Raw genomic sequence first — 19,808 nt, 5'->3', positions numbered from 1 at the left:
ATGACTGTTCCCGCACTCACATTTTCTGACGATCAGGCCGAAGCTTATGACGCTGTGGCCGAGTTGATGGCACGGGCTGGTGTTGATCTGCACGAAGGCACATTGATGCCGCCGGGCAGTGGCACGTCTGGTGTGATGGCGGTCATTGGCAAGGCGGGATCGGGTAAAACGCTTTTGTTGGCAGAGCTTTACAAGGCGCTGGCCGAGGCGGGGGTCGATGTCGTCTCAGGCGATTATGAGGGGCGCAAGCGCAAGGATCGGCGGACACTGGCGATTTTGGCGCCGACGAACAAGGCGGCAAGTGTGCTTCGGAACCGCGGGGTTCCGGCGACGACGATCCACCGGATTTTGTACACGCCGGTTTATGATCCGGAATATGAGAAAATCGCGGAATGGCTTGCCGGGAACGGATCACGCCCGACGATTGACGGGCTCACCGAGATCGCACTGGATCGGGCGGCAGCGTTTTACGAGCATAACAAGTCGATCCCCGGCGCCTTGGCGGCTGCGGGCCTGCGCGGGTCGGATTTCATCACCGGATGGAAGCGGCGCGAGGAGCCTTTGGACATCGGGTTCGTCGATGAAAGCTCGATGCTGGATGCCAAGCAATATGAGGATTTGCAGGAGATCTTTCCGACGCTCTTGCTGTTTGGCGATCCGGCGCAACTGGCCCCGGTGAACCAGTCGGGCGGCATGGTTTTTGACGAGATCAAGGGGCCGCGTAAGCGTGAATTGAACCGGGTATTTCGGCAGGCGGAAGATAATCCGATCCTCGATCTGGCGCACGCTTTGGGCGATGACAGCATCGGGTTCGAGCAGTTCGAGCGGATGGTGGAGGATGCCGCGAGGCGCGATGACCGCGTGGTCTGGGCGCAGCGGGTGGAGGCGGACTTGATGGCGCGCTCGCCTGTGCTGGTCTGGCGCAACGCGACGCGCATTCGGTTGATCCACGCGTTTCGCAATGCGTTTGGCGCGCCGGAGACGGAGTTGCTGCCTGGCGAGCCGCTGATTTGCGATGGGATCGAGCTGCCATTGAAGCACCGCAAAAAGCGGCTGGATCTGGAAGCACGTGGGCTGATCAAGGGGGCGCAATGCGTTTACCTTGAAGAGGGGCGCAAACCGGGTTTCTCTAGGCTGCACGTGATGGGCGCGGAGGACCCGCAGGTCAGTGCGGCCTCGATCATCAAGATCGAGATGCCTGACGAGGAAGAGCCGTTCATCCCCTTTGCCGCACGTATGGGGGCGGCCTTTTTGCATGGGGCGGCGGTCACGATCCACAAGGCGCAGGGTTCGCAATGGGAAAACGTGCAGGTCTTTGCGCCGGATTTATATGCCGCCGCGCGGATGGGGCGGACGGAAGCGGGGCAACCGTTATGGAAGCGCCTAGCCTATGTGGCGATCACACGCGCGCAGAACCGGTTGTTCTGGGTGGTGCGCAATCGGCTGTCGCGCCCTTCGGGGCCTTTGCGGACAGATGATCTGGCCGTGGCCCCACCGCCGTTGACGCTTGAGGGAGAGGTTGAATGAAGACAGCGATTGTGACCGGAGCCAGCAGCGGGATCGGTTTGGCGACTGCACAGGCGCTGATCGCTGCGGGTTGGACCGTAGGCGTCTTGGCGCGGCGCGAGGACGCGTTGGCCAAGATCGAAGGTGGTATCGTTTTGCCCTGCGATGTGGCGGATGCGGAGGCTGTGCAACGCGCGTTTGACGCCTTCGTTGCGCAAGTGGGTCGGCTCGATTTGCTGTTCAACAATGCGGGGATTTTCGTGCCTGCCGCCCCATTTGACGAAGTGCCGCTGGAGGATTGGCACGCTTCCGTCGGCGTTAACCTTAACGGGATGTTTTATGCAGCGCGGGCGGCGTTCAAGCAAATGCGCAGGCAGGACCCACAAGGCGGGCGGATCATCAATAACGGCTCGATCTCGGCGCATTCTCCGCGTGAGGGCGCGGTGTGCTACACGACAACCAAACACGCGATTACGGGGCTGACGCGGCAGATCTCATTGGACGGGCGGCCCTTTGATATTGCTTGCGGGCAAATTGATATCGGCAACGCCCGAACAGGTATCCTTGAGGATATCGCAGAGGCCGCACAAGCCAAGGGCGAGGTGTTGCCGCCCATGATTTCACCGGAGGATGCGGCCAACGCGGTTGTGCATATGGCGGCGTTGCCGCTGAATGCAAATGTGCAGACGATGACGCTGATGGCGACCAAGATGCCTTACGTGGGGCGTGGTTAACCCTTGATCATGCGGAACACCGCAGAGGCACCCCAGCCCGCCGCGATGGCGATTGCGAGTGACATCAACCCGTAAAGCAGCGGCGTGTCATGCGCCATGTTGTAGAGCCAGCGTTCAAGCCCGACTTTACGCACGTCGATGATCCGCTCGTAGGTGTTGATTACCTCGCCGCCGCGGGTCAGGAAGATGCGGGTCTTGTAGCCGCCTTCGACCAGATTGGCGGGCATGTTGATCTGGGTGCGGAACAGCGTCTGCTGGGCAAGCTCTACGTTGTTTTCAAGGGTTTGATAAAGCTCTGCCTCTTTTCGGATACGGATCAGGGCTTCGGTGAATTTGCCGCTATCGGTGATCTGTTCCGGTGCGCCGACAAAGCGGATCGCGCGGTTGATCGTAATCTTGTGGCGCAGGTCTTCGGTGTTGCTCAGCACCTCTTCAATCGGGCCGGTAGAGGCAACGGCATAGAAGCTGGGGGCCTCGTCAATGACGACCGCATCGACATTGATCCAGATGCCCAAACGCTTGTCTTTGCGGCGCACGGTCAAGGGTTCTAACGGGCCAGCAACGGCCACGATCACCTCAAGCGGGTCGCCATTGGGAATCGGCTTTTCGCGCTTCACGGCCCCGAAAATGAGGATGTCGTCGCCGTCAAATGTCGCATTGATTGCGACCTCGTCCTGACTGAGGCCAAGAACGACCTCTTCAGCGGAAACAGGCGTGACGAGCAGGAGAAAGGCGAGAGCGAGGCGCAGCATCTAGTGACCCTCGAACCCGATGGAGTAGAGCTCGGACGGCATGACAAGCAGGTCAAAAGCGAGCTTGCCGCAAACCGCGAGCACCATGATGGCGAGCAGAATACGCAACTGTTCGGCCTTCATCTTGACCCCGATCTGGGTGCCGATCTGTGCGCCGATCACGCCGCCCAGAAGCAACAACACAGCAAGCACGACATCCACGGTGAAGTTCGTGGTGGCATGCAGCAACGTGGTAAACGCGGTGACAAAAATGATCTGGAAGAGCGAGGTGCCGACAACGACTTTTGTTGGCATGCCCAGCAGGTAAATCATAGCTGGCACCATTATGAAGCCACCACCCACGCCCATGATCGCGGCAAGAATGCCGACGGTGATCCCCACCACAATCGGGGGGATGACCGAGATATAAAGACCAGAGACGCGGAACTTCATCTTGAAGGGCAGCGCGTGGATCCAGTTATGCTTCTTCCGCTTGGGCTTCGCCGCAGGATTTTTTGAGCGCCGGATCGCGTTGAGGCTTTCGACAAACATCAACGAGCCCACGACGCCAAGGAACAGCACGTAGCAAAGTTTCACCAGCAGATCGACCTGGCCGAGCGCCTTGAGATAGTTGAAGATCACGACGCCAACAGCGGCCCCGATCAGGCCGCCGATCAACAGGACTGTGCCCATCCTCAGATCGACAGTGCGCCGTCTGAGATGCGCCAGCACGCCACTGAAAGAGGAGGCCACGATCTGATTGGCTTCGGTCGCCACTGCAACGGCGGGTGGGATGCCGATAAAAAAGAGGAGCGGGGTCATCAGAAAGCCGCCGCCGACGCCGAACATGCCGGAAAGCACGCCCACAATTCCGCCCAGCCCCAAAAGCAGGAAAGCATTCACCGAAACCTCGGCGATGGGCAGATAGATTTGCATGGGGCATCGACTCCTTAACCTGCCTTACAAAAGGATTTGGCCTGCGTGTAGCCCCCTTGTTGCGACAAATCGGATCGACGGTCGTTTTTTGACGCGATTAACGCTCTTTCACGTAAGGCGCACCCCCGGCGCGCGGGGGGATCGCCTTTCCAACGAAGCCTGCGAGGATCACCACGGTGAGGATATAGGGCAGCGCCTGCATGAACTGCACAGGCAGGATAAACCCTGCAAGTTCAATGCTTTGATAGCGGTTACCGATGGCCTCCAGAAAGCCGAACAGCAAACATGCATAAAGCGCATGCCAAGGTCGCCATTTTGCGAAGATAAGGGCCGCCAGTGCGATAAATCCGCGCCCGGCGGTCATGTCTTTGACAAAGCCAGCGGCCAGACCGGTGGCCAGATAGGCCCCCGCGATCCCGCACAGCAGGCCACAGATGATGACGGCGGTGAAGCGCAGGCGCACGACGGAAATGCCGGCAGTATCAACCGCGCCCGGGTTCTCGCCCACGGCGCGCAGACGCAGGCCAAAGCGCGTGCGGAACAGGATATACCAGGAGGTCGGGACGGCGAGCAGGGCGACATAGACAAGGATCGAATGGCCAGAGATCAGCTCGGCATAAAGCGGGCCAGCGACGGGGATATCGGCGAGGGTTTCGGCCAGCGGCCATTCAAGCGGATTAAACCGTGCGTCCCCGGCAAGAGAAGGCGTGCGCCCGCCAAGGCCGAACCAGCTTTGCCCGACAATCACCGTCAGGCCTGCGGCCAGAAAGTTGATCGCAACGCCGGAAATCAGCTGATCGCCCCGGAAGGTGATTGAGGCAAGACCGTGGATCAGGGCAAGCGAGATGGAGGCGCCGACGCCTGCCAGAAAGCCCAGCCAGACCGAGCCTGTGGCGGCAGCAACAGCAGCGGACAGGAACGCGGCGGCGAGCATTTTGCCCTCCAGCCCGATATCGAAAATGCCCGCGCGTTCCGAGAAAAGACCAGCGAGGCAGGCCAGTAAAAGCGGCGTGGCCAGCCGCATCGTGCTGTCGAGGATTTGGATGATCGTCAGGAAATCCATCAGGCGGGCTTTCGTTTCGCAAAGAGCTTTTCAACCGGGCCGCGCACCATGCCGTCGAGCGCGCCAGTGAGCAGGATCACGAGGGCCTGGATCACGATGACCAGCTCGCGGGGGATGTTCTCCCACAACGATAGTTCGGCCCCGCCTTGGTAGAGGAACCCGAACAACAGTGCCGCCAGCAGGATTCCCACCGGGTGCGAACGCCCCATGAGCGCGACAGCGATGCCGATGAAGCCCGCCCCTTCGACAGAGTTCAGGATCAGGCGTTCGGCCTCGCCCATGACGTTGTTGATCGCCATGAGGCCCGCGAAGGCACCAGAGATGAGCATCGCGATGACCGTGATTTTGACAGGGTTGATGCCCGCGTAGATCGCCGCGGATTCTGATTGGCCGAAAGCGCGGATTTCATAGCCTAGGCGCGTGCGCCAGACGAGGGCCCAAAAGAACACCAGACAGGCGAGGGCAACGAGGAAGCTGACATTCGCAGGCGTGTTGCGGTTGAACTCAATGCCCAGCGGGGCGAGCATTTCGTGGAAGGTGGGCAAGGACGCGCCCGGCGGGAAGGGCGAGGTTTCCGACGCCATGGAGCCGGGGGCCTTGATCACCTCGACCAGCAGATAGCCCATCAGGGCGGCTGCAATGAAGTTGAACATGATCGTCGTGATCACGATATGGCTGCCACGTTTGGCTTGCAGATAGGCCGGGATAAACGCCCAAGCCGCACCGAAAACCGCGCCGCCGACCATCGCGGCGGGTAGGGCAATAAGCCAGTGCGGCCACTGGATCGAAAGGCACACAAGCGCGACGCCAAGCCCGCCCAATGCGGCTTGGCCTTCGCCGCCGATATTGAACAATCGCGCGTGAAAGGCGATGGCCACAGCAAGGCCTGTGAAGATGAAATTCGTTGTATAATAAAGGGTATAGCCGATGCCGTTGGTGGACCCGAAAGAGCCCTGGACCATCGTCTGCAAGGCGACAACGGGGTCTTTGCCGATGGCCAAGATGACCAGCCCGGAAAGCGCAAAAGCGATCAGCAAGTTGATCAGCGGGATCAGCAGGACGTCCGCCCATTTTGGCATCCGGTCCATCTAGGCGGCCTCCCCTGAGATGCCTGCCATCAGCAGGCCCAGTTCTTTCTCGTCGGTTTGATCAGGCAGGCGCTCGCCCATGATCTGGCCGTCAAACATCACGGCGATGCGGTCCGAAAGCGACAGGATTTCCTCAAGCTCGACCGAGACAAGCAGGATCGCCTTGCCGGTATCGCGCAGGGCGACGATCTGCTGGTGGATGAATTCAATCGCGCCGATATCAACACCGCGGGTGGGCTGGCCGATGAGCAGCAAGTCGGGATTCCGCTCAATCTCACGCGCCAGAACGATCTTTTGTTGGTTCCCGCCCGAGAAGTTTTTGGCGTGCAGGTTGCAATTGGGCGGGCGGACGTCGAAACGCTCCATCTTGGCTTCGGTGTCCTTACGGATCGCGACATTGTCCATCAGCAGGCCACGATTATAGCGGGCGTCTTTGTGATAGCCGAAGGCGGTGTTTTCCCACGCGTGGAAATTCATGATCAGACCTTCGCGCTGGCGGTCCTCCGGTACATGGGCGATCCCGCGCGCGCGTCTTGTCTGCGCGTCGGAGGCGGAGCCTGTGATGTCGATCTCTTCACCATTGACGCGGATCATGCCAGAGCCGTTGGCATAGCCGCCCAGCACCTCAAGCAATTCGGACTGGCCGTTGCCTGCGACACCTGCGATGCCGAGGATTTCGCCGGCGCGCACTTCAAGGTGGATACCCTTGACGCGCTCGACGCCCTTGTCGTCAACAACGCGAAGGTTATCAACTTCCAATACTTTAGCGCCCGGTTTTGCGGGTGTTTTATCAACACGCAACAGAACTTTGCGGCCAACCATCAGCTCGGCCAGATGCTCGGGCGAGGTCTCGGCCGTCTTGACTGTTGCGGTCATTTCACCGCGCCGCATGACCGAGACGGTGTCGGTAATCTCCATGATCTCGCGCAGTTTGTGGGTGATCAGGATGATCGTCTTGCCCTCGTCCCGCAGGCCCTTGAGGATGCGGAACAGGTGATCGGCCTCTGCGGGGGTCAGCACGCCCGTGGGTTCATCCAGAATAAGGATATTGGCGCGGCGGTAGAGCGCTTTGAGGATTTCAACGCGCTGTTGATGGCCGACACTGAGGTTCTCGATCAGAGCTTCGGGATCGACGTTCAACTGATATTCTGTCGCCAGTTCAGTGAGCAGTTTGCGGGCCTTGCCGAGCGAAGGGGTCAACCGTGCGCCGTCTTCGGCACCCAGGACCACATTCTCAAGCACGGTGAAGTTTTCGACCAGTTTGAAGTGCTGGAACACCATGCCGATGCCCGCGGCGATCGCGGCCTGACTGTCAGGGATTGTCGTCTCGGTCCCATTGATCAGGATCGTGCCGCTGTCGGCTTTATAAAACCCGTAAAGGATCGACATCAGGGTCGATTTCCCGGCCCCGTTTTCGCCGATGATCCCATGGATCGTGCCTGGCTGGACGCTGATCGAGATGTCCTTGTTCGCCTGCACCGGCCCAAAGGCCTTTGAGATGCCGCGAAGTTCAATGGCAGGAGCGGCCGTTGCCAGCCGCTCCTCAGTCTTGTGCCCATCCATCGGGATTACATCACCGGGCAGCTGTCATCGGACATGTAGTCGTGCACGGTGATTTCACCGGCAACGATTTTGGCCGTTGCTTCTTCAACCGCGGCTGTCATCTCGTCGGTGATGAGGGGTTCGTTGAACTCGTCAATTGCAACGCTGACGCCGTCATTGGCCAGACCCATGACGTTGAAGCCGGTCTCGACATCGACGCCTGCGCTGAACGCCTCATAGACGGCGTTGTCCACGCGCTTCATCATGGAGGTCAGGACCTGCCCGGGGTGCAGATAGTTCTGATTGCTGTCCACGCCGATCGACAGGATGCCTTCGTCGGCTGCGGTTTGCAGAACGCCTACGCCGGTGCCGCCGGCGGCCGCGTAAACCACGTCAGCGCCTTGGCTGATCTGCGCCTTTGTCAGCTCGCCACCTTTGACGGGGTCATTCCACGCAGCAGGCGTTGTGCCGGTCATGTTCTGGATGACTTCGGCGTCCGGGTTCACTGCTTTGACACCCTGGACGTAGCCGCAGGCGAACTTGCGGATCAGGGGGATATCCATGCCGCCAATGAAGCCGACCGTTCCGGTCTCGGAGGCTTTAGCGGCCATCATGCCGACCAGATAGCTGCCTTCATGCTCGTTGAAGACGACCGAGCGAACATTGGGCTGGTCGACGACCATGTCGATGATGACGAATTTGGTGTCGGGGAAATCGGGAGCGACAGTTTCAAGCGAGGAGCCGAACGAGAAACCCGCCATCACGATGGGGTTCAGGCCAGCTTCGGCGAACCGGCGCAGAGCCTGCTCGCGCTGGGCTTCTGACTGCAGCTCGACTTCGCGGAAAGAGCCGCCGGTTTCTTCGGCCCAACGGGTCGCGCCGCCAAAAGCAGCCTCGTTGAAGGATTTGTCGAACTTACCGCCCAGATCGAAGATGAGGGCGGGCTCGGCAAAGCTCGCGCCTGCGCTGAGGGCTAGGCTGGCGGCGGCGCCGAGAAGCGATTTCATGAGGCTCATATGTGGTCTCCCAGGTTTGGTTTTCGGTGCGGAGGGTTTACCCACCTTTTATGCACCCACAGACAGATCTGTCCGATCCTGCAAGGGAGTAGGCCGCAGGGTGGAAGGACCGTCAACCGGTTTTTGGGTAGAACGCGGCCTGTGTGCGCGCGATTTCACAATTGTGACGCATGGTTAGTCACTTACCGGGTCTCGCACCATGATCAGCGCGTCAATTTTGGTGCCGTCGGGCGTGCGGTAATAGTCTTTGCGGTGCGCCTCGGCCCGGTAGCCAGCATGTGTGTAGAGAGCTTTCGCGGGCTGATTGTCAGCCGCGACTTCAAGGAAAATGCGCCCGGTCTGGTTTTCGTGCAGCTGGTCGAGAAGGCGTTGGGCATGACCTTTACGGCGATGATCCGGGTGCGTCGCGAGGGTCAGGATTTCGGTTTCGTCCAAGACCGTGCGCACCATCAGGAACGCTGTCGGATCGCCCAGCAGGTGAATGTGGGGGCTGGCTAGAAGATCGGTGAACTCGACCGCAGACCATGGGCGCGGTGTGGTGAAGCTCAGCGCGTGGGTGGCGGCCAGATCGGCAGCAGTCATGACAGGATGACAGGGGCCGGATCGCGCGGCGGGGCGGCATCAGCTGGCCGGATATAGAGCGGCTTGGGACGCGGTTGCGGCTCTGACAAGCGGGTGGCAGCGACCAGTGCCAAGGCTTCCGCCAACGGGTAGGCGGAGGCGGTCGCGCGCGCGTCAAGCTGGCGGCTGACCGCATCACTGCGACCGCCGATAACCGTCAGGCCGGGAGGGCTGGCGAGGCCAGCGATTGTGTCGAGGGCACGCTGTTGCGGCGGCGGAGCATCTGGGTAGCCAAAGCCCTGGAGGTAGACCTGATCGCGGCGCGCATCGACGGTAGACAGAACCGGGCCGGGCGTGTCGAAGGCCTGCGCCTCAAGCGTGCTGACGCCAATGGCCGGGATGCCCAGGCCCAAGGCCAGCCCCCGCGCGGCAGAGACCGAAATGCGAATGCCTGTGAAGTTGCCCGGCCCGGTGCCAACCGCGATGGCCGTGAGGTCGGCATAGGTCGCGCCCGCTTCGCTCAGCACCTCTTGCAGCAGGACCATCAGGCGTTCGGCTTGGCCTTTGGCCATGTCCTCATGGGCGTGCGCCAGGACCTTGCCACCCGACAAAAGGGCTGCGGTGCAATGGGCCGCAGAGGTGTCGAAGGCGAGGATCATGTTTTGCGCGATGCGCCTGCGCCGCTCAGCCGGGCGCGGCCAGAGCCTTCCGCTTGCGGAAGCGTATCCGTCAGGCAAAGCCATGGCAGTTTGGAGCCGCTATGAGAATGGCTTTCCGGCTTTAGCGACGTTGCATCATCGAAAAGGCCAATCGGCACATAAAGCTGATCGGGCAGATAGTCATAATGCGCCTGTAAGTGCGTTCCACACTTGGCGCAAAACCAACGGGTCACACCGGGGGCGACCGTGACAGAGGTTTCGGGTGCAGGTGTGATCGTAATGTTTTGCGGATCGAAAGCGGCGAAAGCAGAGACTGGCGCGCCGCTGACACGGCGGCAATCTGCGCAGTGGCAATAGGCAACTGTCAGCGGTGCGCTCGCAGACAATGAAAAGGCGCCGCAATAGCAGCGCCCTGTCAAAACCGGGTCCTCCGAGGTGGGGGCGTCAGGCGGCAACCGGGCGCACCTCGATCACTTCGGGGATGTAGTGGCGCAGCAGGTTCTCGATCCCCATTTTCAGCGTCAGGGTCGAAGAGGGGCAGCCCGCGCACGCACCCTGCATGTGCAGATAGACAATGCCGCGATCAAAGCCGTGGAAGGTGATGTCGCCACCGTCCTGCGCCACAGCCGGACGGACGCGGGTATCCAGCAATTCTTTGATCTGGCCAACGATTTCAGCGTCTTCGCCCGTATGCTCTGCATGGCCCGAAGCGGTTTCGGCATCGCCTTCAAGCACCGGCTGGCCGGATTGGTAATGCTCCATGATTGCGCCCAGAACCGATGGCTTGATGTGATCCCAGTCGGTTTCATCCGCCTTTGTCACCGTCACGAAGTCATTTCCGAAAAAGACACCTGTGACGCCATCAACCGCATAGATACGCGTGGCCAAAGGCGACTTGTGCGCCGTCTCTTTGGAGGGGAAGTCCGCTGTTCCGGTTTCCAGCACGGTCTGACCGGGCAGGAATTTCAGTGTCGCGGGATTCGGGGTCGATTCGGTTTGAATGAACATGGCGCTGCCTCCGGTGGGTAGACCCAAGATATGCGGTCGGCAGGGAGGGGTGTCAAGGTTTAGAACTGTTCTAAAACGTCGCGCTGATGCGCTCAGGTGATGGCCTCAAGCCGCTCCTTGGACAGATCGCCCGGCACAATCGTCATCGGGATCGGCAATTCACCGGCATTCTTGGTCAATTGCGTGATCAGCGGGCCCGGACCTTTTTTGTCCGTCGCAGCCCCCAGCACAAGCACACCGATCTCGCCGTCTTCTTTGACCTGCGCCATAATCTCCGGCACGGCTTCGCCTTCGCGGATCACCAGTTCGGGATCGACCCCCTGCTTATCCCGCATCCACTTCGCGAAAACCTCGAAATGGGCGATGATCCTCTCGCGCGCTTCTTCGCGCATGATGTCACCGACACCGATCCAGTGGTTGAACTCATCGGGCGGAATGATCGACAGGATCTCGACGCCGCCCCCGGTGTGAGAGGCGCGCATCGCCGCAAAGCGCATCGCGTTGAGGCACTCGCGGCTGTCATCAAGAACGACCAGAAACTTGCGCATGAAACCTCCCAGAAATCGCCTTGCATCATGACCGAGCGTGCGGCGGGTGGCAATTCTTTTCAGCCGGTGGAATGCGCCCAATCCCAATACATCTCGCGCACCCTCTTGGCTACGGGGCCTGCCTGATACCGGGTGTCGTCAAACGCGGTCACGGGGGTAACCTTCATCATGTTGCCCGAAAGGAAAACCTCGTCAGCCTCGTGAAAATCATTGAAAGACAGGACTTTTTCGACAACCTCCTGGCCGTCTTCGCGCAGGTTGTGGATGTGACGCGCCCGTGTGATGCCTGCCAGAAACGTGCCATTGGGGATGGGCGTGAAGACCACCCCGTCGTGCACCATGAAGACATTGGCCGTCGCGGTTTCCGCCACGTTGCCCATGGCGTCGGCCACCAGCGCATTGCCAAAGCCCTTGCGATTGGCCTCCAGCAGCATCCGCGCGTTGTTAGGGTAAAGACAGCCCGCCTTGGCATTGCACACATTGTCTTCCAAGACCGGGCGGCGGAACTGCGTGCGCGTCAGCGTGGTGGCTGTGCCAGCGGCGGGCATGGGGATCTCTTCAAGCGAGATGGCAAAGCCCGTGGCCCCTTCCTTGGGCAACACGCCCAACGGCCCGCCCTCGAGCGCCCAATACATCGGGCGGATATAAACGGCTGTGTCTTTCGAATAGGCCGCAAGCCCGTCCCACACGATCTCGACCATGTCGCTGGCAGAAATGGTGGGCGTGATCATCAGCGCCTCGGCAGACGCGTTCACCCGCGCGCAATGGGCATGAAGATCGGGGCAGACGCCATCGAAATACCGTGCCCCATCAAAGACGGACGAGCCAAGCCACATGGCATGATCGGCGGCCTTCATTACGGGGATGTCGCCGTCGTGCCAGGTGCCTTCGAAATAGGTGCGGATATTGATGCCGGTGGCCATGATCGTGTCTCCCTCGCCGGGCAAGCTACGGGTGCGGTTCGTAAACGTCCAGCTTTGCGCAAGGGGCAAGGCTGAGATCAGGTATTTGTAGACAAAAGAAGACAGGCGTCGGTCCCATTAACCTTAACGCGCGCCGCCCCTTCGCTTTTTCCAAATATCCTCGCCGAAGGCCTGCGCCTAGCTTTGGATCATCCCGACGATGTCATAGGTGCGGGCCAGAATGGGGTGCGCGATCTCACGGGCGCGCGCGGCCCCTTTACCGAGAATTGCGTCGATCTCGGCAGGATCATTCATCAGCCGGGCCATTTCATCGGCGATGGGGGACAGCTTGGCCACAGCCAGATCGGAAAGCTGGGGTTTAAAGTCGCCAAACTGTTTGCCTTCAAACTGGGTCAGCACGGTCTGGGCGTCTTCTTCAGCAAGGGCTGCGTAGATATTGATCAGGTTACGCGCCTCGGGGCGGTCAGACAACTCATCGAGCGTGGCGGGCAGCGGTTCAGGATCGGTCTTGGCTTTGCGAATTTTCTTGGCGATCGCGTCCGCATCATCGGTCATGTTGATCCGGCTCATATCGGACGGGTCCGATTTGGACATCTTCTTCGATCCGTCCCGCAGGCTCATCACGCGCGTGGCGACGCCTTCGATCACAGGCTCGGTCAGCGGAAAGAAATCGACGCCGAAGTCGTGATTGAACTTGGTGGCGACGTCGCGGGTCAGCTCAAGGTGCTGTTTCTGGTCGTCGCCCACAGGCACATGGGTCGCATGATAAACCAGAATGTCAGCCGCCATAAGCGCAGGGTAAGTGAACAGCCCAACTGACGCATTCTCGCGGTTCTTGCCGGCCTTGTCCTTGAACTGCGTCATGCGGTTCATCCAGCCCATACGGGCGACGCAATTGAAGATCCACGCAAGCTGGGCATGCTCGGCGACCTGGCTTTGGTTGAACATGATCGACTTGGCCGGATCGAGGCCTGCCGCAATGTAGCCCGCCGCCAACTCGCGGGTCTGATGGCGCAGTGCTTCGGGGTCTTGCCAGACAGTGATCGCATGCATGTCGACCATGCAATAGATCGTCTCGAAATCGTCTTCCTGCATGTCCACAAAACGCTTGATCGCGCCCAGATAGTTGCCCAGCGTCAGCCCGCCGGACGGCTGGATGCCGGAGAAAACACGCGGGGTGAAGGGGCTGTCGGACATGGGGTCTCTCATGCTGGCGTTTCAAGTCGGGTTGGCTTACCCATGGTGTAACGGCCCGTCAAGAAAGAGAGCCAGATGAGCGAGCAGAACAATATCTCACCGGTCAATCCATTGCCGCCTATTGTGGTGGCGCTGTTTTTGTTCATTGCGGGGATCGAATTGATGTTCCTGCTGGGCGAGCGCGGCATCCTTGGCGGCCCGGAGGCCGTTGGATGGCGCAATCAGGCGATCAACGATTATTCGTTTTTCAATCAGGTTTTTGACCGAATGGTGGCGCGGGGCGAAGGCACGGCCAGCGATTGGATGCGGTTTGTCAGTTACCCGTTCGTGCATCTGACTTTCACGCACACGCTTTTTGTCTGCGTGTTCCTCTTGGCGCTGGGCAAGATGGTGGGTGAGGTATTCGCCGCCTGGGCCGTGCTGGCCGTTTTTGTGCTGTCCTCGGTCGCCGGGGCCTTGGCCTATGGCTTGTTGCTGGATGAGACCTTTCCGCTGATTGGGGGATATCCGGCGGTTTACGGGCTGATTGGCGCGTTCACCTTTTTGCTTTGGGTGCGGTTGGTAAACGATGGTGCAAACCAGTTTCGAGCGTTCACCCTGATCGGGTTTTTGTTGTTTATTCAGCTGATTTTTGGGCTGCTCTTTGGTGGCGGCATGGATTGGGTGGCCGATATCGCAGGCTTTGTTGCGGGGTTTGTGGTGTCCGTTTTTGTGTGTCCGGGTGGATGGCGTTATATCAGGCAGCGCATTCGGCGGGATTAACGACGCAATGCGGCGCGGAACTCGGACAGACGGAACGCGCCGATGAGCTGACCGATCAGGGCGTAGCTGGCCATGCCGATGCTGATCAAGGCGAGAAGCGCGATATAGCGTATACCAGCCGTGTTGAGGCCCGGCGTCATCAGAAGGGCAGCGACCCAAAGCACCGCGCCCATGCCGATTGAGGCCAGTGTGATCTTGAAAATGCGAGTGCCGAACCCGGCTGCAAACCGCGCCTCGGGCCCAAGCTTGCGCGCCCCGACAAGCAGCAAAAGCACCATGACCCAACCCGCGACAGTGGCCGCGATGGCCGAGGCGAGCCAGCCGATGGAATATGCCAGACCCACCGCGAGCACGGCATTCACGATCATGCCAACCAAGGCGAAATAGAACGGCGTTTTGGTGTCTTCGCGGGCAAAGTACAGCGGTTGAAGCACTTTTTGCAGCACGAAAGATGGCAGGCCGAGGCCGTAGATCGCGACAGCGGCAGCGGTGGCAGCAGTGTCTTGGGCGGTCACAAGGCCGCGCTCAAAGAGGACCGAGACGAGCGGGATGGGCACGATCATCAACGCCACAGCCGCAGGGATCGTGAGCGCGAGCGCCAGTTCTCCGGCGCGGGTGAGGGCGTGTTGGCCACCCTCTGCATCGCCTGCGCGCAAGCGGCGGGACAGGTCGGGGAGCAGGACGATACCGATGGCAATCCCGACGACGCCAAGAGGCAGTTGATAAAGGCGGTCGGCGTTATAGAGCCAGCTGACCGCGCGGTCGTAATAGCTGGCGACTTGTTGTCCAACGACAAGGTTGATCTGCACAACACCGCCTGCAAGCGCAGCAGGGGCGGCGATCACGGCAAGGCGTTTGAGATCAGCGGTCATGCGCGGCCAGCGGAAGGTCAGTCGGAACCCCGCGCGGGAGGCCGCGACCCAGACCAGCGCAAGCTGCGCAACACCCGCCACAGGGATTGCCCAGATCAGCCAATCGGCGACGCTTCCGTCGACTAGAACCGCGATGGCGACCGCAGAAATGAAGAGGATGTTCAGCAGAACCGGCGCGGCAGCGGCGGCGGCAAAGCGGCCCGTGGCGTTCAGCACCCCCGAGAGCAGAGCCGCCAGTGAGATGAACAGAATATACGGAAAGGCGATGCGGGCGAAATCGACGGCGATGTCGAATTTCTCCTGACCGGCAAAGCCGCTGGCGATAGCGTAGATCAGCCATGGCATGAAGAGCTGCGCGACGAGTGTCAGCACGATCAGGATAGACGCCAACCCGCTAAACGCATCTTGCGCGAACTCATGCGCGCCATCCTGCGCCTCGACCTTTTTCGAAAACATCGGCACGAAGGCCGTGTTGAACGCGCCTTCCGCAAAGAAACGGCGGAACATGTTGGGTAGCCGGAACGCGACCACATAGGCCTCATACAAAGGCCCGGTGCCCAGCAAAGCGACAATGGTCGCGTCGCGCACAAAGCCCAAGACACGGCTGAGCAAGGTCCAGACGCCAACGGTCAGAAACCCCGAGACCAGCCGGATAGGCTTCATTCGGCAGCCCGTTCAACGCCTTTGGCGATGGCATCGCGCAAGCGTTTTTCGATAGTTTTCTGCTTGGCGTCAGAATGGAATTTCAGCCCGAACATATCCTTGACGTAGAACGTATCCACCACCTGCTCGCCATAGGTCGCGATCACGGCACTTGCGATGTAGATGTTGGAGGCGACAAGCGTCTGCGTCAGATCATGGAGCAGGCCGGGGCGGTCGCGGGTATCGACCTCGATGATGGTGTAGATATCCGATCCTTCATTGTCGAAGGTGATCGAGGTCGGCACTTTGAACGCCCGCTCGCGTTTTTTGATCTTGTCCTTGGGGGTCAGAGCTTCGCGCGCGATGACATCGCCTTTGAGCGTTTTCTCGATCATCTGGTTCAGGCGCGGCAGTTTGCTGGCCTCGTAGGGCGCGCCCGAGGCATCCTGGATCCAGAAGGCTGCGGTCGCGAACCCGTCTTGCGTCGTGAACGTGCGCGCATCGACAATATTGGCCCCGACGATGGCCAAGGCCCCGCAGACACGGCTGAAAATGCCAGGGTGATCGGCCATGGCAAAGCAGGCGCGCGTGGCGTCGCGGTCTTCATCCGGATGCAGGTCGATCTTGATCTCGTCGGCGTCGATATCGCGCAGCATATGGGCGAAAACCACATGAGCGGTGACGTGAAGACCTTGCCAATAAGGATCGTAATGACGCGCGGTTTCCGTGCGGATCGCCTTGGCATCCCAGCCATCCAACGCCTCGCGCAAAGCCTTCTTCGCTTCCGCACCACGGTTCTCGCGGTTGAGGTCTTCAAGCCCGGTTTCCAGCGCGCGGCGGGTCTGCCTGTAAAGCGCGCGGATCAGCACGGCTTTCCAGTTGTTCCATGTATTCGGACCAACGCCGCGGATGTCGCAGACGGTCAGTACGGTCAGCAGATCCAGCCGCTCTTTCGTTTTCACAGCCTTGGCAAAATCACGAACGGTGCGCGGATCGGCAATATCGCGTTTCTGCGCCATATCCGACATCAGCAGGTGATAGCGCACCAGCCATTCCACCGTGTCGACTTCTTTCTTCTTGAGACCAAGGCGCGGTGCCACTTTGCGCGCGATCCTGGCCCCCAGGACCGAGTGATCCTCGTCCCGCCCTTTGCCGATATCGTGGAGCAGCAAAGCCACATAGAGAACCTTGCGGTTCACGCCATCCTTTAGAATGCCAGAGACGACGGGCAGTTCTTCAACCAGTTCCTTGCGCTCGATCTGCGCGAGGTTCGAGATGCATTGGATCGTATGCTCATCGACTGTGTAGCTGTGATACATATTGAACTGCATCATCGCGACGATGGGCTCAAATTCCGGGATGAAAGCTGACAGCACGCCCAGTTCGTTCATGCGTCTCAGCGCCCGTTCGGGGTTGCCGTGCTTGAGCAGCAGATCAAGAAAGATGCGCCGCGCTTCGGGTGTGTCGCGCATCTCATCATCAATCAGGTCCAGATTGGCGGCCACAAGGCGCATTGCATCCGGGTGGATCAGGTAGCCTGTGCGCAAAGCCTGCTCGAAGAGGCGCAGCAGGTTCAGCTTGTCGGCCAGAAAGGTCGCCTCGTCTGACACTGTGATCCGGTTGTGCAGGATCTTATACCCCTCGGGCACCTTCTTCTTGCGCTTGAAGAACCGCGCCAGCATCGGCTCGGATTTGGCGTGGATGGCTTCAAGCCCGGTCAGGAAGATGCGGGTCAGATCGCCGACCGAGGTGGCGTGGCGGAAGTAATCCTGCATGAAATGCTCAACCGCGCGGCGGCCCGCCCGGTCTTTATACCCCATGCGGTCTGCCACTTCGACTTGCAGATCAAAGGTCAGCTGATCCATCGCGCGGTTGGTGATCAGATGCAGATGGCACCGCACCGCCCATTGGAAATCCTCGGCCTGAATGAATGTCTCGAATTCCTCGTCCGAAAACATGCCCAGATCAACCAATTGGCGGGCATCTGTCACGCCATGCATGTATTTCGCGATCCAGAAAAGCGATTGCAGATCGCGCAGCCCGCCTTTGCCTTCTTTCACATTCGGCTCGACCACATAGCGCTGACCACCTTGTTTGCGGTGGCGTGTGTCCCGCTCGGCCAATTTGGCGTCGATGAAATCGCTTGAGGTGCTTGAGAAAAGCTCGCTCGACAGCCGGGTTCTGAGCGCTTCGGCCAGCCCGGCCTCCCCATCGAGCCAGCGCATCTCAAGCAAAGACGTGCGGATCGTGTAATCCTCCCGCGCAAGGCGCAGGCTGTCTTTGACGGTGCGGCTTGCATGGCCGACCTTCAGGCGCAAATCCCACAGGATATAGAGCATCGATTCAATGACGCTCTCGGCCCAGGGGGTGATCTTGTAGGGTGTGAGAAACAGCAGATCGACATCGCTATGCGGTGCCATCTCGTTCCGGCCATAGCCGCCTACAGCGATGACGCAAAGCTGCTCGGCCTCGGTGGGGCTGGGCAGGGGGTGCAGTGTTTCGGTAGCGATGCGGAAGGCGGTCGTGACAAGACGGTCCGTCAGCCAGGCATAGCTGCGTGTTGCGTCGCGGGAATTGAACGGATCGGCGGTAAAGGCCTCGGCGATACGGGCGCGGCCTTCCTTGCGCGCAGCAGACAGGTGCTTGACGGTTTCGGCCCTGATCTTTCCGTGATCGCTCAGCCCTTCGAGTGCGGTATCAAGGGCGGTTTTCCGCGCCTCGACATCAAATATCTCGCCAGCCGGGCAGATCAGCGCCGGGGCTGTCTCGAATGTCAGCTCGTCCGGGTTAGAAACCAGCGCCGCGGAAACTTGTTGGGGCAGGGTCAAGGATCACCACCTGATTGTTGCGGACCGTCGCAACGGCCAATGACCTTTGATTAGTCCCATCCGCGCGCAAACGAAAGACGCCATTCGTCCCGACAAACCCGGAGGCTTGTGTCAAACCGCGCCCGCGCAGGGCATCCCGGTTGCCTTGACCCACCAGCGCGCCAATGGCGGCGATCCCGTCAAAGGCGAGACCGGCCAGCGGGTGCGGAGCTGCACCGTAGGCGGCTTGATAACGTGACCGGAAGCGCGATGACATGGTCGGGTCAGGCAGTGCGAACCAGCCACCCTGCACACCGGGCAGCGCCAGTGTTTGCTGCGGGATATCCCAGCGTGTGAGGCCGATAAACTGCGTGTTATCCGGTGTCACACCCGATTCAGGCAGCATCTGTGCGAATAGCGGCAAAGCCCCTGCAGTGTCCGATGTCAGGAAAATCGCATCTGCGTTTTGCGCGGTGATCGCGCCTTCAATGCGCGGCACAGCGGCCAGAACACCTTCTTGCGAGAACTCGTAATCGGTGATGCCGGCTTGCGCGACACCGTGACGGGCCAGCGCTTTGCGGATCGCGTCCCGCCCGACTTCACCCGCCAGATTGCGTGCATGCACCACAAGGATGCGCTGCTTGCCTTGACGTTTGGCGTAGTTCACCAGACGGTCGGCGGTGTTGTCAAATGTGTTGCCCAGCACGAAGACATTGCCGCCCGCGATGGAGGTGTTGTTGGAGAAAGACAGCACATTGACACCGTCATCGGCCACAGCGACGCCTGCTGCGTTAGCGGCTTCGGCAAAGAGCGGGCCAAGGATGATCTTGGCTCCTTCATCAACCGCACGCTGGGCCAAAACGGCAGCCTGCTGGGCGTTGCCGCCAGTGTTGTAGACCCGCAGATCAATCTGCACGTCGCGCAGATCGGCCATTGCCAGACGGGCCGCGTTTTCAAGATCGCGCGCGACGATGCCGTCCCCGGCACTGCCCCCTCCGGGCACCAGAAGAGCCACCGGCACAGGCGCATCTGTGTTGATCGCCGGGCCACTGCCACCTGCAGGCCCTGTCATCTGGATCGGCTCACAGGCCGCGAGCAGCGCAAACGACAGTGCCACCAAAGCACGGGTGGCCGACTTGCGGGTCTTCTGGAAAACGGCGATCATGATGGTAACACTCCCTCGAAGCGGATTCTCCGCATTTGAGACGGAGCA

The 19,808-nt window shown here is 60.2% G+C and carries 19 protein-coding genes; 3 read left to right on the top strand and 16 right to left on the bottom strand.

Going from position 1 to position 19,808, the window contains the following annotated elements; all coding sequences use genetic code 11:
- Positions 1 to 1,527, top strand: a complete 1,527-nt coding sequence (locus KUW67_RS11010) for an ATP-dependent RecD-like DNA helicase (protein WP_224825356.1) — start codon at positions 1 to 3, stop codon at positions 1,525 to 1,527.
- Positions 1,524 to 2,240 (top strand): SDR family oxidoreductase, encoded by a 717-nt coding sequence (locus KUW67_RS11005; protein WP_224825355.1) that lies wholly within the window; start codon positions 1,524 to 1,526, stop codon positions 2,238 to 2,240. The genes KUW67_RS11010 and KUW67_RS11005 overlap by 4 nt, the downstream gene beginning before the upstream one ends.
- Here KUW67_RS11005 and KUW67_RS11000 read toward each other — a convergent pair.
- From KUW67_RS11000 to trpS, 13 genes are all read right to left on the bottom strand, one after another.
- Positions 2,237 to 2,992 (bottom strand): TIGR02186 family protein, encoded by a 756-nt coding sequence (locus tag KUW67_RS11000; protein WP_224825354.1) that lies wholly within the window; start codon positions 2,990 to 2,992, stop codon positions 2,237 to 2,239. The genes KUW67_RS11005 and KUW67_RS11000 overlap by 4 nt on opposite strands.
- The gene (locus KUW67_RS10995) at positions 2,993 to 3,907 is read right to left on the bottom strand and encodes a sulfite exporter TauE/SafE family protein (protein ID WP_224825353.1); all 915 of its coding nucleotides are present in this window, start codon (positions 3,905 to 3,907) and stop codon (positions 2,993 to 2,995) included.
- Positions 3,908 to 4,004: 97 nt separating this feature from the next.
- Positions 4,005 to 4,970: an ABC transporter permease gene (locus KUW67_RS10990; protein ID WP_224825352.1), complete on the bottom strand. Its 966-nt coding sequence runs from the start codon at positions 4,968 to 4,970 to the stop codon at positions 4,005 to 4,007.
- A complete protein-coding gene (locus KUW67_RS10985; RefSeq protein ID WP_224825351.1) occupies positions 4,970 to 6,058 on the bottom strand; it encodes an ABC transporter permease in 1,089 nt (362 codons plus the stop codon). Before KUW67_RS10985 ends, KUW67_RS10990 begins: the two co-directional genes overlap by 1 nt.
- A complete protein-coding gene (locus KUW67_RS10980; protein WP_224825350.1) occupies positions 6,059 to 7,621 on the bottom strand; it encodes an ABC transporter ATP-binding protein in 1,563 nt (520 codons plus the stop codon).
- A gap of 5 nt (positions 7,622 to 7,626) precedes the next feature.
- Positions 7,627 to 8,616, bottom strand: coding sequence for a BMP family protein (locus KUW67_RS10975; RefSeq protein ID WP_224825349.1), 990 nt, complete (start codon positions 8,614 to 8,616; stop codon positions 7,627 to 7,629).
- A 174-nt stretch (positions 8,617 to 8,790) separates the two neighbouring features.
- A complete protein-coding gene (locus KUW67_RS10970; protein WP_224825348.1) occupies positions 8,791 to 9,198 on the bottom strand; it encodes a GNAT family N-acetyltransferase in 408 nt (135 codons plus the stop codon).
- Positions 9,195 to 9,836: a tRNA (adenosine(37)-N6)-threonylcarbamoyltransferase complex dimerization subunit type 1 TsaB gene (gene tsaB / locus KUW67_RS10965; RefSeq protein WP_224825347.1), complete on the bottom strand. Its 642-nt coding sequence runs from the start codon at positions 9,834 to 9,836 to the stop codon at positions 9,195 to 9,197. The genes KUW67_RS10970 and tsaB overlap by 4 nt, the downstream gene beginning before the upstream one ends.
- Complete coding sequence (locus tag KUW67_RS10960) at positions 9,833 to 10,222, bottom strand: GFA family protein (RefSeq protein WP_224825346.1); 390 nt, start codon at positions 10,220 to 10,222, stop codon at positions 9,833 to 9,835. Before KUW67_RS10960 ends, tsaB begins: the two co-directional genes overlap by 4 nt.
- Before the next feature lie 58 nt (positions 10,223 to 10,280).
- Complete coding sequence (locus tag KUW67_RS10955; protein WP_224825345.1) at positions 10,281 to 10,844, bottom strand: NifU family protein; 564 nt, start codon at positions 10,842 to 10,844, stop codon at positions 10,281 to 10,283.
- Positions 10,845 to 10,936: 92 nt separating this feature from the next.
- Positions 10,937 to 11,392, bottom strand: a complete 456-nt coding sequence (locus KUW67_RS10950; protein ID WP_224825344.1) for a universal stress protein — start codon at positions 11,390 to 11,392, stop codon at positions 10,937 to 10,939.
- A 59-nt stretch (positions 11,393 to 11,451) separates the two neighbouring features.
- Complete coding sequence (locus KUW67_RS10945) at positions 11,452 to 12,315, bottom strand: branched-chain amino acid aminotransferase (protein WP_224825343.1); 864 nt, start codon at positions 12,313 to 12,315, stop codon at positions 11,452 to 11,454.
- 177 nt (positions 12,316 to 12,492) lie between these two features.
- The gene (trpS, locus tag KUW67_RS10940) at positions 12,493 to 13,512 is read right to left on the bottom strand and encodes a tryptophan--tRNA ligase (RefSeq protein ID WP_224825342.1); all 1,020 of its coding nucleotides are present in this window, start codon (positions 13,510 to 13,512) and stop codon (positions 12,493 to 12,495) included.
- A gap of 75 nt (positions 13,513 to 13,587) precedes the next feature.
- On the opposite strand from trpS, the gene KUW67_RS10935 reads away from it, so the two are divergent.
- On the top strand, positions 13,588 to 14,274 hold the full coding sequence (locus tag KUW67_RS10935; protein ID WP_224825341.1) for a rhomboid family intramembrane serine protease: 687 nt from the start codon (positions 13,588 to 13,590) through the stop codon (positions 14,272 to 14,274).
- On the opposite strand, the gene murJ is transcribed toward KUW67_RS10935, so the two are convergent.
- The 3 genes from murJ to KUW67_RS10920 are packed head-to-tail and all read right to left on the bottom strand — an operon-like array spanning position 14,271 to position 19,760.
- Positions 14,271 to 15,809 carry a murein biosynthesis integral membrane protein MurJ gene (gene murJ / locus KUW67_RS10930; RefSeq protein ID WP_224825340.1) on the bottom strand — a complete coding sequence of 513 codons (1,539 nt, stop codon included), beginning with the start codon at positions 15,807 to 15,809 and terminating at the stop codon, positions 14,271 to 14,273. The two genes, KUW67_RS10935 and murJ, sit on opposite strands and share 4 nt — an antisense overlap.
- A complete protein-coding gene (locus KUW67_RS10925; RefSeq protein WP_370634964.1) occupies positions 15,806 to 18,616 on the bottom strand; it encodes a [protein-PII] uridylyltransferase in 2,811 nt (936 codons plus the stop codon). Before KUW67_RS10925 ends, murJ begins: the two co-directional genes overlap by 4 nt.
- On the bottom strand, positions 18,576 to 19,760 hold the full coding sequence (locus tag KUW67_RS10920) for a penicillin-binding protein activator (protein WP_224825339.1): 1,185 nt from the start codon (positions 19,758 to 19,760) through the stop codon (positions 18,576 to 18,578). Before KUW67_RS10920 ends, KUW67_RS10925 begins: the two co-directional genes overlap by 41 nt.
- Positions 19,761 to 19,808 lie beyond the last annotated feature (48 nt).

This window comes from Cognatishimia sp. MH4019 (genome assembly GCF_020177595.1).
Classification (GTDB): Bacteria; Pseudomonadota; Alphaproteobacteria; order Rhodobacterales; family Rhodobacteraceae; genus JAHTBL01.
This window is presented reverse-complemented; position numbering and strand designations above follow the sequence as displayed.

Excerpts from the sequence above, each read along its gene's own strand:
- KUW67_RS10945 (WP_224825343.1), bottom strand. The coding sequence starts at position 12,315 with ATGGCCACCGGCATCAATATCCGCACCTATTTCGAAGGCACCTGGCAC.
- KUW67_RS10985 (WP_224825351.1), bottom strand. The coding sequence starts at position 6,058 with ATGGACCGGATGCCAAAATGGGCGGACGTCCTGCTGATCCCGCTGATC.
- KUW67_RS10970 (WP_224825348.1), bottom strand. The coding sequence starts at position 9,198 with ATGACTGCTGCCGATCTGGCCGCCACCCACGCGCTGAGCTTCACCACA.
- murJ (WP_224825340.1), bottom strand. The coding sequence starts at position 15,809 with ATGAAGCCTATCCGGCTGGTCTCGGGGTTTCTGACCGTTGGCGTCTGG.
- KUW67_RS10975 (WP_224825349.1), bottom strand. The coding sequence starts at position 8,616 with ATGAGCCTCATGAAATCGCTTCTCGGCGCCGCCGCCAGCCTAGCCCTC.
- KUW67_RS10920 (WP_224825339.1), bottom strand. The coding sequence starts at position 19,760 with ATGATCGCCGTTTTCCAGAAGACCCGCAAGTCGGCCACCCGTGCTTTG.
- KUW67_RS11000 (WP_224825354.1), bottom strand. The coding sequence starts at position 2,992 with ATGCTGCGCCTCGCTCTCGCCTTTCTCCTGCTCGTCACGCCTGTTTCC.
- KUW67_RS10955 (WP_224825345.1), bottom strand. The coding sequence starts at position 10,844 with ATGTTCATTCAAACCGAATCGACCCCGAATCCCGCGACACTGAAATTC.
- KUW67_RS10990 (WP_224825352.1), bottom strand. The coding sequence starts at position 4,970 with ATGGATTTCCTGACGATCATCCAAATCCTCGACAGCACGATGCGGCTG.
- KUW67_RS11010 (WP_224825356.1), top strand. The coding sequence starts at position 1 with ATGACTGTTCCCGCACTCACATTTTCTGACGATCAGGCCGAAGCTTAT.
- trpS (WP_224825342.1), bottom strand. The coding sequence starts at position 13,512 with ATGTCCGACAGCCCCTTCACCCCGCGTGTTTTCTCCGGCATCCAGCCG.
- KUW67_RS10950 (WP_224825344.1), bottom strand. The coding sequence starts at position 11,392 with ATGCGCAAGTTTCTGGTCGTTCTTGATGACAGCCGCGAGTGCCTCAAC.
- KUW67_RS10980 (WP_224825350.1), bottom strand. The coding sequence starts at position 7,621 with ATGGATGGGCACAAGACTGAGGAGCGGCTGGCAACGGCCGCTCCTGCC.
- tsaB (WP_224825347.1), bottom strand. The coding sequence starts at position 9,836 with ATGATCCTCGCCTTCGACACCTCTGCGGCCCATTGCACCGCAGCCCTT.
- KUW67_RS10995 (WP_224825353.1), bottom strand. The coding sequence starts at position 3,907 with ATGCAAATCTATCTGCCCATCGCCGAGGTTTCGGTGAATGCTTTCCTG.
- KUW67_RS11005 (WP_224825355.1), top strand. The coding sequence starts at position 1,524 with ATGAAGACAGCGATTGTGACCGGAGCCAGCAGCGGGATCGGTTTGGCG.
- KUW67_RS10935 (WP_224825341.1), top strand. The coding sequence starts at position 13,588 with ATGAGCGAGCAGAACAATATCTCACCGGTCAATCCATTGCCGCCTATT.